This window comes from Vibrio sp. THAF64 (genome assembly GCF_009363455.1).
GTDB classification, from domain to species: Bacteria; Pseudomonadota; Gammaproteobacteria; order Enterobacterales; family Vibrionaceae; genus Vibrio; species Vibrio coralliilyticus.
Genome location: NZ_CP045355.1, coordinates 1795442 through 1810584 on the forward strand (window position 1 = coordinate 1795442; position 15143 = coordinate 1810584).

The 15143-nt window shown below is 45.2% G+C and carries 15 protein-coding genes; all 15 read right to left on the reverse strand.

The window, feature by feature from the left end:
• Positions 1-59: 59 nt before the first annotated feature.
• The gene (locus FIU99_RS08215; RefSeq protein WP_006962235.1) at positions 60-1373 is read right to left on the reverse strand and encodes an HlyD family type I secretion periplasmic adaptor subunit; all 1314 of its coding nucleotides are present in this window, start codon (positions 1371-1373) and stop codon (positions 60-62) included.
• Entirely contained in the window at positions 1366-3516 is a 2151-nt protein-coding gene (locus FIU99_RS08220) for a peptidase domain-containing ABC transporter (RefSeq protein WP_006962236.1), read from the reverse strand. Before FIU99_RS08220 ends, FIU99_RS08215 begins: the two co-directional genes overlap by 8 nt.
• Entirely contained in the window at positions 3513-5150 is a 1638-nt protein-coding gene (locus FIU99_RS08225; RefSeq protein ID WP_039952400.1) for an ABC transporter transmembrane domain-containing protein, read from the reverse strand. The genes FIU99_RS08220 and FIU99_RS08225 overlap by 4 nt, the downstream gene beginning before the upstream one ends.
• A gap of 309 nt (positions 5151-5459) precedes the next feature.
• The gene (locus FIU99_RS08230) at positions 5460-6638 is read right to left on the reverse strand and encodes a hypothetical protein (protein WP_006962238.1); all 1179 of its coding nucleotides are present in this window, start codon (positions 6636-6638) and stop codon (positions 5460-5462) included.
• 20 nt (positions 6639-6658) lie between these two features.
• Complete coding sequence (locus FIU99_RS08235) at positions 6659-7138, reverse strand: hypothetical protein (RefSeq protein WP_006962239.1); 480 nt, start codon at positions 7136-7138, stop codon at positions 6659-6661.
• 68 nt (positions 7139-7206) lie between these two features.
• Positions 7207-7797, reverse strand: coding sequence for a pathogenicity island effector protein (locus tag FIU99_RS08240; RefSeq protein ID WP_006962240.1), 591 nt, complete (start codon positions 7795-7797; stop codon positions 7207-7209).
• A gap of 14 nt (positions 7798-7811) precedes the next feature.
• The gene (locus FIU99_RS08245; protein WP_006962241.1) at positions 7812-9251 is read right to left on the reverse strand and encodes a type III secretion system translocon protein; all 1440 of its coding nucleotides are present in this window, start codon (positions 9249-9251) and stop codon (positions 7812-7814) included.
• Entirely contained in the window at positions 9244-9717 is a 474-nt protein-coding gene (locus FIU99_RS08250) for a SycD/LcrH family type III secretion system chaperone (protein ID WP_006962242.1), read from the reverse strand. Before FIU99_RS08250 ends, FIU99_RS08245 begins: the two co-directional genes overlap by 8 nt.
• Before the next feature lie 9 nt (positions 9718-9726).
• Complete coding sequence (locus tag FIU99_RS08255) at positions 9727-10518, reverse strand: secretion protein EspA (protein WP_006962243.1); 792 nt, start codon at positions 10516-10518, stop codon at positions 9727-9729.
• 48 nt (positions 10519-10566) lie between these two features.
• A complete protein-coding gene (locus tag FIU99_RS08260) occupies positions 10567-11142 on the reverse strand; it encodes a secretion protein EspA (protein WP_006962244.1) in 576 nt (191 codons plus the stop codon).
• A gap of 271 nt (positions 11143-11413) precedes the next feature.
• On the reverse strand, positions 11414-11758 hold the full coding sequence (locus tag FIU99_RS08265; RefSeq protein ID WP_006962245.1) for a hypothetical protein: 345 nt from the start codon (positions 11756-11758) through the stop codon (positions 11414-11416).
• 56 nt (positions 11759-11814) lie between these two features.
• Positions 11815-12003 carry an EscE/YscE/SsaE family type III secretion system needle protein co-chaperone gene (locus FIU99_RS08270; protein WP_006962246.1) on the reverse strand — a complete coding sequence of 63 codons (189 nt, stop codon included), beginning with the start codon at positions 12001-12003 and terminating at the stop codon, positions 11815-11817.
• 8 nt (positions 12004-12011) lie between these two features.
• Positions 12012-13217: a type III secretion system inner membrane ring subunit SctD gene (sctD, locus tag FIU99_RS08275; protein WP_039952405.1), complete on the reverse strand. Its 1206-nt coding sequence runs from the start codon at positions 13215-13217 to the stop codon at positions 12012-12014.
• Positions 13218-13229: 12 nt separating this feature from the next.
• On the reverse strand, positions 13230-14684 hold the full coding sequence (locus FIU99_RS08280) for an EscC/YscC/HrcC family type III secretion system outer membrane ring protein (protein WP_006962248.1): 1455 nt from the start codon (positions 14682-14684) through the stop codon (positions 13230-13232).
• Complete coding sequence (locus FIU99_RS08285; RefSeq protein WP_006962249.1) at positions 14681-15064, reverse strand: hypothetical protein; 384 nt, start codon at positions 15062-15064, stop codon at positions 14681-14683. Before FIU99_RS08285 ends, FIU99_RS08280 begins: the two co-directional genes overlap by 4 nt.
• Positions 15065-15143 lie beyond the last annotated feature (79 nt).

The window sequence follows — 15143 nt, forward strand, 5'->3', positions numbered from 1 at the left end:
CCTTTTTAATGATTGTTTCTTGTATCGTTCTGAACAAAGAAGAGTTGTGACTCTTCAAGTTACCTTTCTCCGAATGCAACACTAATATTGGTATAGATCGGCTTCCAAAGGTATTGGAATACTGACTTCTCGCCCGTCGTAATGTCTACCTCTCCCGTCATACCGGGAAGAATAGAAAAGCTTTCAGGGTTATCACGGAAGTATGGCGTTTCAACAGACACCACAACCTCATAATAGATTTCACCTCGTTCACTTTGGCTTGTTGTTGGTGAAATACTCTCAACCTCCCCTTTTAAAGCACCAAAACGGCTGTAATCAAACGCATCAATCTTAATTCGAGTTGGCTGACCTACGTTCACGAAACCAATATCCCTCGGTGATAAACGAGCTTTAAAATCCGCTTTTCCGCCGACAGGGACAATCTCAACTACAGTGCCACCCGGTTGAATAACGCCACCGTTCTGCGTACTTGGTAGGCTTTGCACTAAGCCTTGTAGTGGTGACACTAACATGGTGTTCGTCAATTTCGCTTGGCTTGAACGCACTCGTGCATTAAGTGCCGACAAATCTGATACTGCTTTGGATCGATCGTCACTTACTTTTGCTTTGGCTTCTGCAAGAAGTTGTTCGATTTTTTGCTCATTGCTGTCTGCCTGTTTAATCAGAACCGACTTCTTGCCGCGAGCTTCTTCAATTTTCTGCTCTATGCTGGCCAACTTTTGACGCATTTCAAGTACACGTAAACGAGAGATGTTCCCGGCTTTATTGCCTTTTTCCAAGATGTTCAGCTCTTGCTTAGTCGCATTCAGCTCTTTGTCGTAGCTAGGTAGAGACTTTTCTACGACACGAAGCTGCTCTGCAATTTGCTCACTGTCCTTTTCCAACACAATGCGCTTTTGATAGTAGAGCCCTTTTTGAGCATTTAACTGCGCCTTTTGTTGGCTAACGATCTCCGGGAAATCAATTTCAAATTCTCCAAAATTCGGCTCACGGTCATCTAGCAAAGCGTTCATCCGCTCGATACTCGCAAGTAAGGTTACTTGTTGAGATTTCAACTCTTCTAGGGCTGTGCGCTGGAAGGTAGCGTCAAATTCAACAAGTGGTTGCCCTTTCTCTACCAATTGACCTTCTTTAACAAGAATTTGCTTTAACTTGCCGCCAATGGCGCTTTGTAACACTTGCTTTTCCCCTTCAGGAATCACCGCCCCCTTTGCTTTAGCGATTTCATCCACTTGAGTGACCACAGACCAAGTGACAAAAGCAATGACACACAAGGCAACTGACCATGTCGCTAACGCCAATGTTCGAGCTGTATTTTGTGATTCAACAAGCTCGCCGTAACGCTTGCCAGTCTCGATAGGTTTTTTAGCCATTAGCGACTCCTTGCTTTGACTCTACTTTTTGCTTTGGTAACTCTTGTGTGTCAGATAACTGCTGCTCTTGAGACTCGGATGGCTGCTCCAGAGGACCTGCATAAACCACAGCCCCCTCGTCTAACACCACGACTTTATCAGCAAGCTTAATCAAGTCAGGATCATGTGACGTATATATCACCGTTGCTTTTCCTTTCTTCGTTGCTAAGAACTCACCAAATACACGTTTAGCATTGGGATGGCCATCAGGCACCGGGTTATCCATTAGGAACATGGGGTAGTCATACACCAAAGCTTTGGCGTCAATGAGGATCTGAGCGACAGTACCTGACAACATGTCAAACAGGCTATCCGGCTGGATGCTGCTGATAGAGGTATCCAGTCCGTCAGGTAATGTGGAGAACCAGCGCTTGCCCCCAACCATATCAATGGCAGCTATCATTTTCTGCTCTTCAACTTTATGCCCATCGCTTAACCACTCTCGAATACTCAAGGTGAGTAAGTCGGGGTAAGCCGCGCGAATGAAACACCAGTGTCGATAAAGCTGTGGATCATACTGAGCAAGGTTTACCCCTTTCAGCTCAACCATGCCGTTTTGAATAGGCAGTAAACCGGACAACACTTCAATTAGTGTCGATTTACCACTGCCTGAAGGGCCGGTGATCGCCACAATATCGCCCGCTTCAACATCAAAACTTACCCCATTCAATGCAGGGCGACTTTGTTTAGGGTAACGGAGAGTCACTTGATCTAACTTCAAGTTCGGAGCGACCGTTGGCAATGGGTGATGCTGGTAACTGAATTCACGTTCAGACGGCTGAGACAGAATACGATTTACCTGCAGCTTAGATTGATTAAAGCTATTAAAACGCATCGCGCTGTTTGCCAGCACTTGCGCAGGCCCTGTCACTTTGGAAATCAACATCATTGATGCAATCAAACCACCGGGCGTCATCACTTGCTCGAAAATAAGTCCAATACCTAAGCCCATGACAGCCAATGTTGAGCCCACTCCGATGAAATAATATATCGAGGTGTATCGACTTTGCAGAACCGCTTGATTGAACGTCACTGTAGAGGCAAGCAGATTGGCCTTTTGGAAACGTTGGATCCAGTGCTCTGAAAACCCAGCACTACGAATAAAGGCAAGCTTGGAAGACAACTCATTCGCCATATTTTGACGATTCGTGCCGGCTACCGTCGATTGCATTGAGCGCTTACTACTCGAACGTATTGAGCGCTTAGCTAACAGGTAATACAGGACCAAAGAGACGATTGGAACCAGTACCAGCCATCCACCTAGCACACCTATAGCAAGGACAAAAATGGCAATGAAAGGTAAATCAAACAACGCATTACCGAGTGGTCCTGATAACACACCTGAAATACGCTCAGATAACATCACTTGGTTTTGCTGACTAGACGAGGCAGTTTGCTGGTTTTGCGCATAGCTATTTCTTAATAATCGCTGCACAAGGGATTGAGATATCTCGCGGCTGACTCGGTTGGACACAGAAGCAAACACTCGACTACGCAATGTTCTTAACCAGCCCATCATCACAAACAACAAAGCAGCCCCAATGGCAATACCTTGCAGTTCGTGCCCAGCATCGCCACCGATTACATGGTCATAGATCGACATCGTGATGAATGGCACTGCGAGAGCAAATAGATTGGTGACAAAGCTGACCAAGAGCAATTTAGGAATGATAGGACGAAAAGCATGTAACCGTTCACCAACCCAATCCGGAGTAGCCTTCTCCAATGGCGCCCCTTCGATCACAATGCAAAATTGAGGAGCTTCTGAAACGTCTTCATTGCCATCAACAGCCACAAACTGTTTTGACTCCAAGTAACCAGAAACCAATTCACTTTCACTAAGAACTAGGAGAACTAATTTGTGATCGCCGACTTCATCTAGGTTAGCAACCAAGCGATATGGCAAGGCAAGCCTATCAAACAGGGCAAACATATCATCTATTGATTCAATTCCGTTCTCATCAACCCATTGGCGCGCGAACAGTTGGATATTCGCATTTACTTCCAACTCCCTGAGCACAGAAAGGCTTTCAGTTTCCAGTCGGTTCATCGGCTCATGTTGACCGTCTATTTCGCCATGGCGATTAGCATCTAAACGATTCATGCAATGACCTCCTGCTGAGTAGAACTGTCTTCGGCAATCGAACCGTTTTCTACTCTAATTGTTCGACTCGCTATTTCGCGAAGTTTTGCATGATAGCTCACCATCAATATGGTTCGCCCTGCCAATACTTCTTCTTCCAGCACCTTAACCAGGTTACCGAGAGCATTGAGGTCGAGCGACGAATCCGGTCTTTCTAGCATGATAACGGGCTTGCCACTCGCTAATTGAGCCGCAATATTGAGCATTTTAATATTGCCCATACTCAACAAAGAGGCACTTGTATGGCCGATTTGTGTTTCTAACCCATCAGGTAAACGGGTAATTTCTTTGGTTAATCCCAAGCGGACAGCGTAAGCATTGGCGCTTTGTGTTCTCTCAGGATCAAAGCCACACAAATTGTCCAGAATCGTACCTGAGACTAACTGCCCTTTAACCCCGCAGTAAGCTGTAGCTTGAGCGACAGACGCAATAGAAACAGCTTCGCCATTAATGAAGCACTCACCCGCGGCTAAATCATCAACCCCTGCTATCGAAGAGAGTAAGTGACTGTTGGTATGGCGATCTTCACTCTCTAACAGCACCAGTTGACCTTTATTTAGCGTCACATCCGCACTAGCGAGTTCACCATATCTTTCAACAGTGGCTTGCTTGATTTCTAAAGTCTCAAAGCCAGAGAAGTTCAGCTCAGAACCATCAGAATCACGCAGTGACAAGTCCCCTAACTTTTCAATTGCCTGATTAGCACTATGGATTGAATTAAGCTTGATTCGAACCCCAACCAGAGCGCTCAGAGGCGCAACAGCTCTACCCGATAAGATGGAGCATGCTGCTAACCCCCCCGTGGTCAATTGGCCATCCAATACCCACAAGCTCCCGGTAATCACCAACAAAACAGAAGTCGCAAGCGCAGCAAGCTGAATACACTCTTGAGCGAAAGCATTCTGCTCTTCTTCTTTGGCTTTGGATTGAGATCGGACATTATTGAGCGATTTAAACTGATTAAAAATTCGAGATTCAACAGCCTGACGTTTAATACCCTGAATAGTTTGGCTAAGAATGATCAAGAAGGCTTTTCTTTCTTGCTCATCTTTAGAAGCTTCTTCACTTAAACTTTTCACGCGGATAGAAGACAGCCAAACAATACCGAGCGTGACAAGCCAAACTGCCACAGGTATCGCCACCAGCTCACCGCCGATATAAGCCACCAGACCCAGAAAGATCAATGCAAAAGGCAGATCGATAAATCCAGAGATTATTCCACCAGAGTACCAATCCTTAACTTTGGATACCGATCCTAGCCCCTCTTCGACACCACCCACACCGAGCTTACGAAGGTGTCCTGATGATGCAGTCGTGACCCTTTCAACTAAAGTTTGGTAAGTGGCTTTTTCGGTATTGCTGGCCGCCGCAGACAAAAGCCAAGTACGAACAAAACGTATGAGTGCTTCCATGGCTACGGCTAGTGTCGCCCCCGCTAAAAGCAGTGTAGCCGTACCATAACTTTGATTGGGAAGAATGCGATCGTAGATCTGGAGGACCGTTAATGGAACGGCTAATGACAAGAGGTTAATAAGTAAAGAAGGCAGTAAGACTTTCCTTACAACCCCTTTGCTTTGTACTGATGTAACGGGCATACACAATCCTTATCCGAGCTTATGAAATAAGATTGGTATATTCTATTTAGTTGTGCAAGGTAAGGTGCTGATTTAATTTAGTTTTAAGATATTGGTAAAACTCAGTTGTTTCCATCAAAATTTAGATCAAATAAAGATTATTATTAGAGCTTCTTATTGATTAAGAATGTTTGTATAGCTCATATTTTCAGGTTATGAGTAAACTTTTATCCTAAATGATTTTGCTCAAAGATGAGTTAGAGAAACCTGTCGGGATTATATCTGGGCTAGATTATTCTAAGCCCAGATTGATTTCCTATCGTTGACTGTTTACTGAAGCAGAAGAGCAAGTTGACGAATATCAGGGCTCACATCATCTGAAAGCATCAATTGATTTAGTTTCTGTTGAAAGTTATCAATGACTTGATTTCTCTTTTCTAAATCCTTTCTTAACGAAGCATTAGCCGCATTTTTCGCGGCCAACAACATTGCGTGAGACTGCTCCTGTTGCTTAGCTTTCTCACTAGCTAGGTGAAGTTTTTCGTCTTTGTCTTGAACTTCACGGGTACGATCATCCCGCTCTTGCTTAACTGAGGTCAGCTCATCAGACAAACCAGACACCTTCGTAGACAGGCCGGAAATTTTGCTAGACATATCTGACGTCCTCATAGACGTCGCACCAGACATCACTTCAACTGTAAGTTGGGATTTGATCTTATCTTTATGCTGTTTGAGTTCGTTGTCCGCTTTTTCCTTCGCCTTCTTGGTATTGTCTAAGTTAAAGCCCAGTATCTTGTCCCCTGCTGCACCAGCCCCAAGTTTGGCTAGCTTAGTCGTCGACATAACACTGCCAGCGGTACCAAGCACGGACGGCACAGAAACAGTGCCAGCGAATAGTGTGCCTACTGTCAGCCCAAGTCTTAGTACAGCCGAGGTGGCTTTGGACCAGTACTGCGCTCTGTCGTCATTCATGCCCATTTTTTCAAGCAGTTTATACGTTAAATTCGAGATGGTATCTGAGCCCATTTTCAGCCCTTCACCACCATGTGCTTTGCTATACCAATCTGCGGCTGCACAGCCTGCATCGGAAACCGCTAGCGCAAATGCCACTCCCGCCGCAGCGACAAGTGGCACTCCTAGTCCACCACTAAAGACAGTTGCCGCAATAGCCAACCCTAGTCCCACTCCCGCTATCGCAACGTTAAACAGCTCTTTAAAGAATGTACATTTTGCTACGTCTACCCCAGCTTTCTTAGCCTGATCATAGAGAGCCGTCGATTTTTCGAGCAGTTGTTTTGATTCTGTCGTCGAGGTTTCATGATTGCTTAAATACTCTTTCTGAGCTGGTGTGATGGCTAAATCTAGATGATCGACCGTATCCGCTTGGCTTTGTAAAGGCACTTGTGAAATATCAAAGCTTCTTGCCTCTTGCTTTGGGGAAGATTTCGGCATCTCTAAGTCTAAATAATTGAGGCCAGCAAGCTGTTGAGAAGAAATCTCTATTGGCATGGTAATACTCCTACTACTTGTTATTGAGTAATCTCATCGAGTAATGACTGAGCAAGCGCACGAATCTCCGGTTGCTCCGGAATAATAAAGCTTTGCTCAATACAGGTGTGCAACGCATCTACAGCTTCTGAATGCTTTTCCAGCGATAGATAACATTGACCCATTCTGAAGGTCACCCCAGCGTCACATGCATTCATTAAGGTCGAATAACCGTAGAAGATCAGCGCATGTTCAAATTGATCTAACGCGTGCAGCGTGGAGGCCATACCAAACATGTATTCGCGTCGCCAAGGATTGTTCATCACCAGATAAGTAAAATGTGTCAGAGCACCGGACATATCTTCTTCTTGATATTGCTCCAGTGCGCTTTGATATGCCTGATCTAATTCTGACTCTTCAACACCATTTAATTGCGCCAGAGTTTTATGCCCGTTAACGACGTCCTGGATGGATTCGGCAACTTGATTAATGTCGACTGGAAGGAAATTTGTATTTGTCATGAGATATTCCATCATCGGTAAGGCACCGAATGAACGGTGCCCTACATTTGGTTTACGTAAAGAACGGATTAGTTGTGAACCGCTGATGCGATGCGCCCATGAAGTTCAACTAACTCTTTGACCAATGAACGCATCTGCTCTGAGATTTGACGTGCTTTATCACTGAGTTCGTTTACATTTTTGGCGTAGTTTTGGGCGTTCATTGCTTTGAATTCGCCGTCCATTTTTTCCATCTCAGCGTCTTTAGTAATGGAAGCTGAAACCATAGAGCCAGCGCCATCAACACTTTTTCCGAGTGCCTGACCTAGGTGTGTCGCACCTTCGCCAAATTTTGACGTTGCACCCACACCGACCATACCTACGACCCCTGACAGGATCTGTAAGCCACCGGACCAAGCTGCAGATTCAAAAGCACTCTTAATTGCATCTCGTTTAGTGTCCATCGACGCTTTTTGCACATCCCATCCAAGCAATTGCTGCTTCTGGTTATACTCTTGGAGCACGTTGCGCAGTTTTTTAAAGATCTCTGCCAGTTTTACAATCAGTTCGTTAAGCTGAGCAATCGCATCCATCGCTTCACTGCCAGAGACATCATGGTCGTAGCTCGTAGAGCTTGCTGCATTCACTGGTGCGTTATTTGAAACTTGTACTTCACTCATAATTTCCCCCTTAGCTACACTGCTGATGTGGCAATGCGAGCCTGTAACATGCCTGTTTCATTGATCACTTTGCTTGCACCATCTAAGGTGTCGCCTTGTTTATCAACTAAATCTTTGATGGTTTTGGATTGCTGTTCTTTGGCTTTGTCGTACCAGTCGTAGCAGAACTCCATCAGGTTTTGTTTCAGGATCAAATCTTCAATTTGTTTTTGAAGTTTGGCTTTTTCTTCAGTCACAATGCCGCTGGTGATGGCTTTGCCAGACCCGGCTGATGCACGAATAAGATCAAGTGAGGTATAGGTACACGCTTTGATGACCGTTTTAATGACTTCATTGCGCACCATAGTAGTGACCTGTTTAGTGATCTCTTGGGCGGTAATCTGGGCACCTTTCTCGATGGCCGCAGTTGCCGCTTTTTCTACCGACTTAGTCACGAGTTGCTGAATCGCCTCTTCACTGAACGCTTTACCTAAAGACTTAGCAATTTGGCCACCCCGTTCAGCGACTTGCTCTACTCCTTTGCTCACGCCGCTCATCAACTGTTTGCTGACCTGCTCTGCCACTTGTTCGGAGACTTGTTTACCGACTTGCTGCGCAATGTTTGTGACTTCTTGAGTCGAGCCTTTACCGATACTTTCGACTAGCTTCGGTGCGGCTTCTTTCATTGCGGTTTCAGTGCCTTTGGCGATAGAGCGAGTGGCTGAAATAGCTCGGCCTGCCTGGAAGATATCCAGTGCCATGCCCACGATCTCGGCACCCAACTGCACTTTACCGGCGACATCAATGACTTTCTGACATTTCTCTTTGTCCGCTCCACACAGAATTGCCGTTTCCGCAGCGGCTTTGACCATTCCGGCAATGCCTGCAGTGAGGTAAGCCGCGCCACTAGCCATATCCAATGCCCCACCTGCAACATCTCCTACGGCTATTCGCGCGGCACCTTCAATCAGTTTGAATACGCCGACAATGGCTTCCACAGCACCGACAATCCAGTCGAAGATCGCACCGAAGATACCGCCTTTATGGGCTTTCTCTGCTTGCTCGATTCGCTTAGCGAGCTGTTCCTGGAACTCTTTGACTTGCTGATCACGGAGTACGGCTTGAGTATCCGTCATTAGTCGACTGGCTTTAGCTGCTGCATTCGCTGTATCACCAAAGGTTTTAAGTCCTAGATTGGCTGCCATAAGAACCATGTCGTTCATGGAAGCTTTTTCTAGCTGACTTACTGTGACGTTGTCACCCTTATGAAATGCCGATAGTACGCGCTGCAATGCCTGACTTGCTATGTCTGAGCTGACCACGCCCGTTTTTGTTTCGCGGTCAATTACATCAACAAGACCACCCGGTGTTCCAGACGAAGGCAAACGTGCTTTGGTTTCCTTACTTTTATCAAGACGCTCAGTTTCCGAAGTGCCCGTTACTGGCATTTGGGTATTGAAGTTAACACTAGTCATGATGCACCTCCTGAGTAAATTGAGCTAAGGCTTTGTTGGCCTTCTCGGCTATTTCATCCCAAACCCCGTCTGGGTGACAATCGCATACGCGTAATGCCGCTTTGTAAGATTTAATGGCGTACTCTTTATTGCCAACGGCAAGATAGTTATTGCCTGCATAGTAAGGGCTACGAGGGTCTTCCACTTTGACGATGCCTGCACGACCAAAACAGAAAATCGCTTCTTCGTGTTCTTTGAGTTGCTGGCAGCATGTGCCTAGTGCAAAGAAGTAATCAAAGTTCCACTGATCAATTTTCATTAGTAAATAGAAGATTCGCTTGGCACCTTCGTAGTCCCCGTAGTTCATTAGCTGGGTTCCGTATCGATACAGAAGATCGAGATCTTTCTCTTCAACGTCAGCCAACATTTTTAACGAGCCGCCTTGTTGCAAGAATGTCTGCAAGGTTTCAAATTCTTTCTCTACCATAACGGCCCCCTATCGGATGTTTTGAGCAATGGACTTGTTCATCTCTGCCAGCATGGTTTGCATGCTGTTCAGCAGGCTGACAGTGACATTGTAGGTTTGCATGATTTTCTGAAGCTGTAGCTGTGATTGGGAAACGAAATCGGACGCACGGTTAGAGACTGTGTCGAGTGCCGCTTTTACCGCTTTGAGTTTGCCCTGATCCAGTCCACCGGCTGCTTGCAGAGTGTCTGCGATGTGCTGCATGTGTTCTTTGTTGATACGCTGACCAGACATATAGCCCACTTCAGGTAGGCTCCAGATGTAATCGCAAGCCCGCTTTCCATCGACCTTAATGCCATGTTGATCCATATAAGTCACAACGTCCTGCCAGCTGTATGACTGCATACCCTCTGGGCCACTGGCGTCAATTTTTGCTTTCAGTTTGTCGAGATATTTAGCTGATGGATCGTTGGTTTTGAGGTAGTCACTAATAGACTTACCGTCAACTGAGAAACCATTGTCCTTCATATACTTCACGACTTCAGGTGGTAGCTGACCTGTTGCTTTGTCGCCCTCTTTAGCGACTCGGGCAATCACTTCGTCTACACGGTTAGCCATGTCCTGAGCAGAGCGAGATACATCCGCTTTGGCTTGCATCTGACCGTATTTAGCATCAGCTAATTCAGACAGAAGATTCATGAATAAATATAATACCGCAACGCCACCTGATAATACGCTATCGCCTTTAATAGCATTTTCAATTTCTACTTTGTCATTTTCTTTAGACAAAGGAGCACTCACGCTGTTATCGACTTGAAGCATAACAACTCCTTACTATTATTTTATTGAACAGATTTATCGTTTAAATAATTAACGAATATTCTGAGCGATGGATTTATTCATTTCAGCTAACATGGTTTGCATGCTATTTAAAAGGCTGACGGTCACGTTGTATGTCTGCATCAATTTTTGTAATTGAAGTTGAGATTGTGAAACGAAATCTGACGCTCGGTTCGATACGGTTTCTAGCGAGGCTTTAACCGCTTTGAGTTTGCCCTGATCTAGGTCCTTACCGTTAGCTTCTAGGTATTTATCAATGGTCTTGCCATCGACGGTGAACCCGTTGTCTCTCATGTAGTTAATTACTTCAGGAGACAGTTGTCTTGTCGCTTTATCGCCTTCTTTAGCAGCTTCCGCGACTTTTTCATCGACACGGTTTGCCATGTCCTGAGCGGTACGTGACACTTCAGATTTTTTCTGCATCTGAGAGTATTTGGCGTCAGCCATTTCAGACAGTAGATTCATGAACATATACAGCACAGCGATACCACCGGAAAGTACAGTGTCACCACGTGATGCAATAGTATTTTTAATATCTTCACTTTGTTGAGAGTTGATGATGCTAGTACCTTGAGTACCTGATGTATCATTAAGATTAACAGCCATAATATTTTCCTCTTATTAATAGGTTATTACTACAAGCTGGGTTCTAAATTGGAAAATCACCATTTAGCATCTCAGTTTGTAATTCTATATTACCGCCCGTTTGATCTTTTTATTTCTAATATCCCCAACCAGTACAAATTGGTGGTTCGACCAGTTTGTTGAATATATTTTCAAATATTAAAACAGTTACAAAAAAACCGGCATAACAATATCGCTATACCGGTAAGGGACCACAGTGGTCATTGACGAATAAGAGATGAACTTTAGAGAGTTACATATATTTCTTTAACACTCGTTTTTTGGGCTTAGGAGATGATTCCGGCTGCTGATCTTCGGAATCTCCCATGGTTTTGAACCCTTCCTCCAAGCTTTTAAAGTTGCTCTCAAGCTGGGTCACTTTCGACATAATGGCTTGCTGAGAGTTTTGAAAACCCTCGGGAAATGCCTGATTCAGCTTTTCTAATTTTCTACGTGCATCTGGATCGTGCGCAGATTTTTCGGCCAAAACCTGAATTTCACTCTGCAGTTGTTCGAATTCCTTCATTTGTTCAGCAAGCATACTGCGACGGCTGTTGAGGTCATCCATTACGGATTTAATGTCGTTGAATGTATCCATAATTTTCTCCGGTTTTTAAAGTGGTACGGTAGAGTTCGTTTGATGTATAGAGCTTGTTACTGATATCGCTTAGCCAAAATACTGATCACGTCTTGAGCAGCGTAAATGGCATGGTAGAGACTTTCCGCAGTCTGTTTTGATCCTTTATTCAACTCATTTCGAGCCGCTTCTAACTGAGAAATCAATTCGTCTTTGCTTTCAGGATTCTCCTTAAGCGTGGATTCCAGTTGTGTAATTCGAGCCATAACGCCTCCTATAAAATGAATGGTATGTGTATAAGTTCGCCATCTCGACTGAGGTCTAGCCCTTTCAAATCAATGTGACTTACCACATAACCGCTATCGAGTTTGCTGTTCAATTTAAGTCGAGTTCCGTTGCTAAGCTCCACAAATGGGTGGCTGCTGTTACCACCAAAACTGACGATTTGCCCAGACAGATAACGGGATAAATTGTCCCTTACTGGGATGTTCTCAAATCGGACATCAATGCTTTGGCCTGTGTTCGCCATCAACTCACTACTCACCTGGCGAATCTGACTGCGGACATCATCTTGAAACTGCCCCGTTACCATGATGCTGTCTTGACGACGTTCCACCATCAGGCCTTGAAGTAGCCCTTTGTCTCTAAGTGCTTCAATGAATTTTTGCACATAGCCACCAATATCGTTTGCCACTTGCCAGTGTTTAAGCCCTTGAACTTGTTCTAATTCACGAGTCACTTTGTCCCACTTTTCACCAGATTGAATCGCACCTGAAATTCTGACTTCACCCATTCTTCGTGATGGAAGAACATTGATGTTCTGATAACCATTTGCGCTCAATACCGACTCAACGTTGCTGATCAATGTATCGGTACAAACCGCGGAGTTGGTGAAACGTATCGAATGCAGTTTCAACCCTTCTTTTAACTTGGCCATGGCGGTTGAGTTGTCGCAGTAACCTGTCAGCGTCACTACTCCATCAGGGCTCCAGTTTCCTTCAACCTGATGTAATGCCGGAACATTGAGTTGGTGTTGTAACCATAATTGCGGGTCGAACACGGGTTGTGTTTTAGCCGGTAACATCAAGGTAAATGCCATTAGAACGATGGTAATCAGTGTCATTGCCAGCAACACCACCTTTCTCCATCTGCTTTGGCTGTTTTTTACATGCGCCGGTAACTTTTGCCACTCTAATGCTTGCTCTGCCTTTCCTATAACCAGGCCGACACCACAAATTTCTATCGGTTCTCCCATCGGTAAGGCTTCTTCGGTATTTGCCAGAGAGCCATTTGCCCAGACTTTAACTGTATCCCTGACAAACACACCTTTTTCATCAACCCTGATATTCAATAACTCACGCTCAGCAAGTGGCACCATGATGTCGCCGCTAGGCCCCATTGATAGATCGCCCTGAGGTAATCTCAGTTCTCTACCTTGCATTGGGCCTGTGAGCCATAAGAGCTTGGTACTATTTTCCATAGCCACTCCCACTTATTGATTGACGGGTTCTGCCTTAATTAAGAACAGACGCATAACGCTTTGCTTGCTGTGGTCTGTACTACGGAAAAGTCCTCCTAGTAGTGGGATATCACCCAGTAATGGAATTTTGTTTTCTACGGTATGGTCTTTGTCCTGAACGAAACCGCCCAACAATAGACTCTCACCGGTTTTTAGCGTGGCTTGCGTTGCAATCTCTGAGTTCTCAACCTGAGGTAATGGATCTTTACTACTCACGGGCTTTGCTTGTTGGCCATCTTGAATGTTTAGTGACAGCATCACTTTTTTAAAGTTATTCTCATTGACCAGTCTTGGTGTCACTCTTAAAAGCGAACCTGTAGTTACGGATTCCAACTTAGCCACCTTCTCTCCTTCAATCTTGGTATAGAAGGTTACGTTTTTGTCCAACACCGCTTGAACATTGTTGAGTGTGACAACGGAAGGTCTTGATAACACCTTTGCTTTTGAGTTCTGCTCTAGTGCATTGAGTCTAACCATGAAGTTGCCAGTGTTGCCAATCACCGTTGAGAAGTTATCGCTGCTCAAGCTACCTTGGTTGAAGGTGACACTCCCTCCGCCAAACTTCGCGGCGGCAGACCAATCGATACCGAGTTGATTAAAGTCCGAAGTGTCAACATCAATAATGGTGACTGAAACTTCAATCATGGTTGGCGTGATGTCCAATTGCTTTATCAGAGAAGCATACATCGCCATATCCATTTTGTTGGTTCGAATGATCACAGCGTTTTGCCGTGAGTCTGCTGAAAAACTGGTTGTGCCTTGATTACTGGCATCAGGTCCTTCATCTTGCTCCATTTGTTTAAGCACAGAGACCACACCTGGTATCGTGACGTCTTGGCTACGGTAGCTATATACGGTGTCTGTTGCAGACGCGTATTTCAGTGGGAAGATTTTGACCGACTTCTGTGATTGCGCATGTTGCTTAGAATCGTTGTCCAGTTGCTGAACATACTTACTCACTGTATTTACACATGCCGGAACCCCATTGACTTGGATTGCGTGCAAGCCTGAAATAGATGTTACCTCACACGCTACTTTGTCAATGAAACCCGCTTTCGCGATGTAGCGCGTCGCTTCCTGATTAGAGAGTGAAGACAGAGAAATTACCTCATTGGTGACCTCTCTCGCCTTGTTTACATGCAATAAATCCCCGTCATAGTACCAGACCAAGCCGTACTGCTGCGCAAGCATGGTTAGGATCTGCTTTGGTGTCTGACCATCTATTTGACCACTGAAAGACTCGCTAATCTGGCTGCTGACTTCCATCGGGATTCCATAGTTCTTGCCCACTTCTTCAATCACTGACTTCAAAGGCGTTCCACGGCTATAGAATACAAACGGTTCACCATGCCATTGAACCGCTGATATCGGCGCAGCATGAGCAAAGTTGATCGTTAAAAGAAGTAACCAGCATAGTAATTTCTTCATAGTTTGCTCCTCCAAATACGAGGTTTGCTGGCTGGAACAGGCTTCAACAACTCTTGCTCCAGATATCTGGACAGTGCCAGTTGCATTTTTATAGAGGAAATCAGTGCTTCGTCGTCAAGCTTATTTGGGTAGCAGCGCCACAATACCCACTCATCATCACGACTTTCTAGGCTGCAATCCCAGCCTTCTTCACATACAGCGAGCACAAGAGACGCTTGCGTTGACCAAAGGCGGTTTTGTGGTGGCTCAATTTGCATACCGATCGTCACGTAATGCTCTGACTGCAGCCATCGAAGTCTTCTGCTTGCGCATTGGCCTTGCCACTGGCTGTCATCTGATGCGCTATCCAGATACCCCATAGCAATTAAACGTTCGATCATTGAGAACCTCTTTCTCTGATTTCGAATTCAGTATGTATCGAGAGGTTTTTGTTCGGTATCAGGTGAACACCTTAGTCTC

Excerpts from the sequence above, each read along its gene's own strand:
- FIU99_RS08245 (WP_006962241.1), bottom strand. The coding sequence starts at position 9,251 with ATGACTAGTGTTAACTTCAATACCCAAATGCCAGTAACGGGCACTTCG.
- FIU99_RS08280 (WP_006962248.1), bottom strand. The coding sequence starts at position 14,684 with ATGAAGAAATTACTATGCTGGTTACTTCTTTTAACGATCAACTTTGCT.
- FIU99_RS08260 (WP_006962244.1), bottom strand. The coding sequence starts at position 11,142 with ATGGCTGTTAATCTTAATGATACATCAGGTACTCAAGGTACTAGCATC.
- FIU99_RS08250 (WP_006962242.1), bottom strand. The coding sequence starts at position 9,717 with ATGGTAGAGAAAGAATTTGAAACCTTGCAGACATTCTTGCAACAAGGC.
- FIU99_RS08285 (WP_006962249.1), bottom strand. The coding sequence starts at position 15,064 with ATGATCGAACGTTTAATTGCTATGGGGTATCTGGATAGCGCATCAGAT.
- FIU99_RS08265 (WP_006962245.1), bottom strand. The coding sequence starts at position 11,758 with ATGGATACATTCAACGACATTAAATCCGTAATGGATGACCTCAACAGC.
- FIU99_RS08235 (WP_006962239.1), bottom strand. The coding sequence starts at position 7,138 with ATGACAAATACAAATTTCCTTCCAGTCGACATTAATCAAGTTGCCGAA.
- FIU99_RS08230 (WP_006962238.1), bottom strand. The coding sequence starts at position 6,638 with ATGCCAATAGAGATTTCTTCTCAACAGCTTGCTGGCCTCAATTATTTA.
- sctD (WP_039952405.1), bottom strand. The coding sequence starts at position 13,217 with ATGGAAAATAGTACCAAGCTCTTATGGCTCACAGGCCCAATGCAAGGT.
- FIU99_RS08270 (WP_006962246.1), bottom strand. The coding sequence starts at position 12,003 with ATGGCTCGAATTACACAACTGGAATCCACGCTTAAGGAGAATCCTGAA.
- FIU99_RS08215 (WP_006962235.1), bottom strand. The coding sequence starts at position 1,373 with ATGGCTAAAAAACCTATCGAGACTGGCAAGCGTTACGGCGAGCTTGTT.
- FIU99_RS08240 (WP_006962240.1), bottom strand. The coding sequence starts at position 7,797 with ATGAGTGAAGTACAAGTTTCAAATAACGCACCAGTGAATGCAGCAAGC.
- FIU99_RS08255 (WP_006962243.1), bottom strand. The coding sequence starts at position 10,518 with ATGCTTCAAGTCGATAACAGCGTGAGTGCTCCTTTGTCTAAAGAAAAT.
- FIU99_RS08225 (WP_039952400.1), bottom strand. The coding sequence starts at position 5,150 with ATGCCCGTTACATCAGTACAAAGCAAAGGGGTTGTAAGGAAAGTCTTA.
- FIU99_RS08220 (WP_006962236.1), bottom strand. The coding sequence starts at position 3,516 with ATGAATCGTTTAGATGCTAATCGCCATGGCGAAATAGACGGTCAACAT.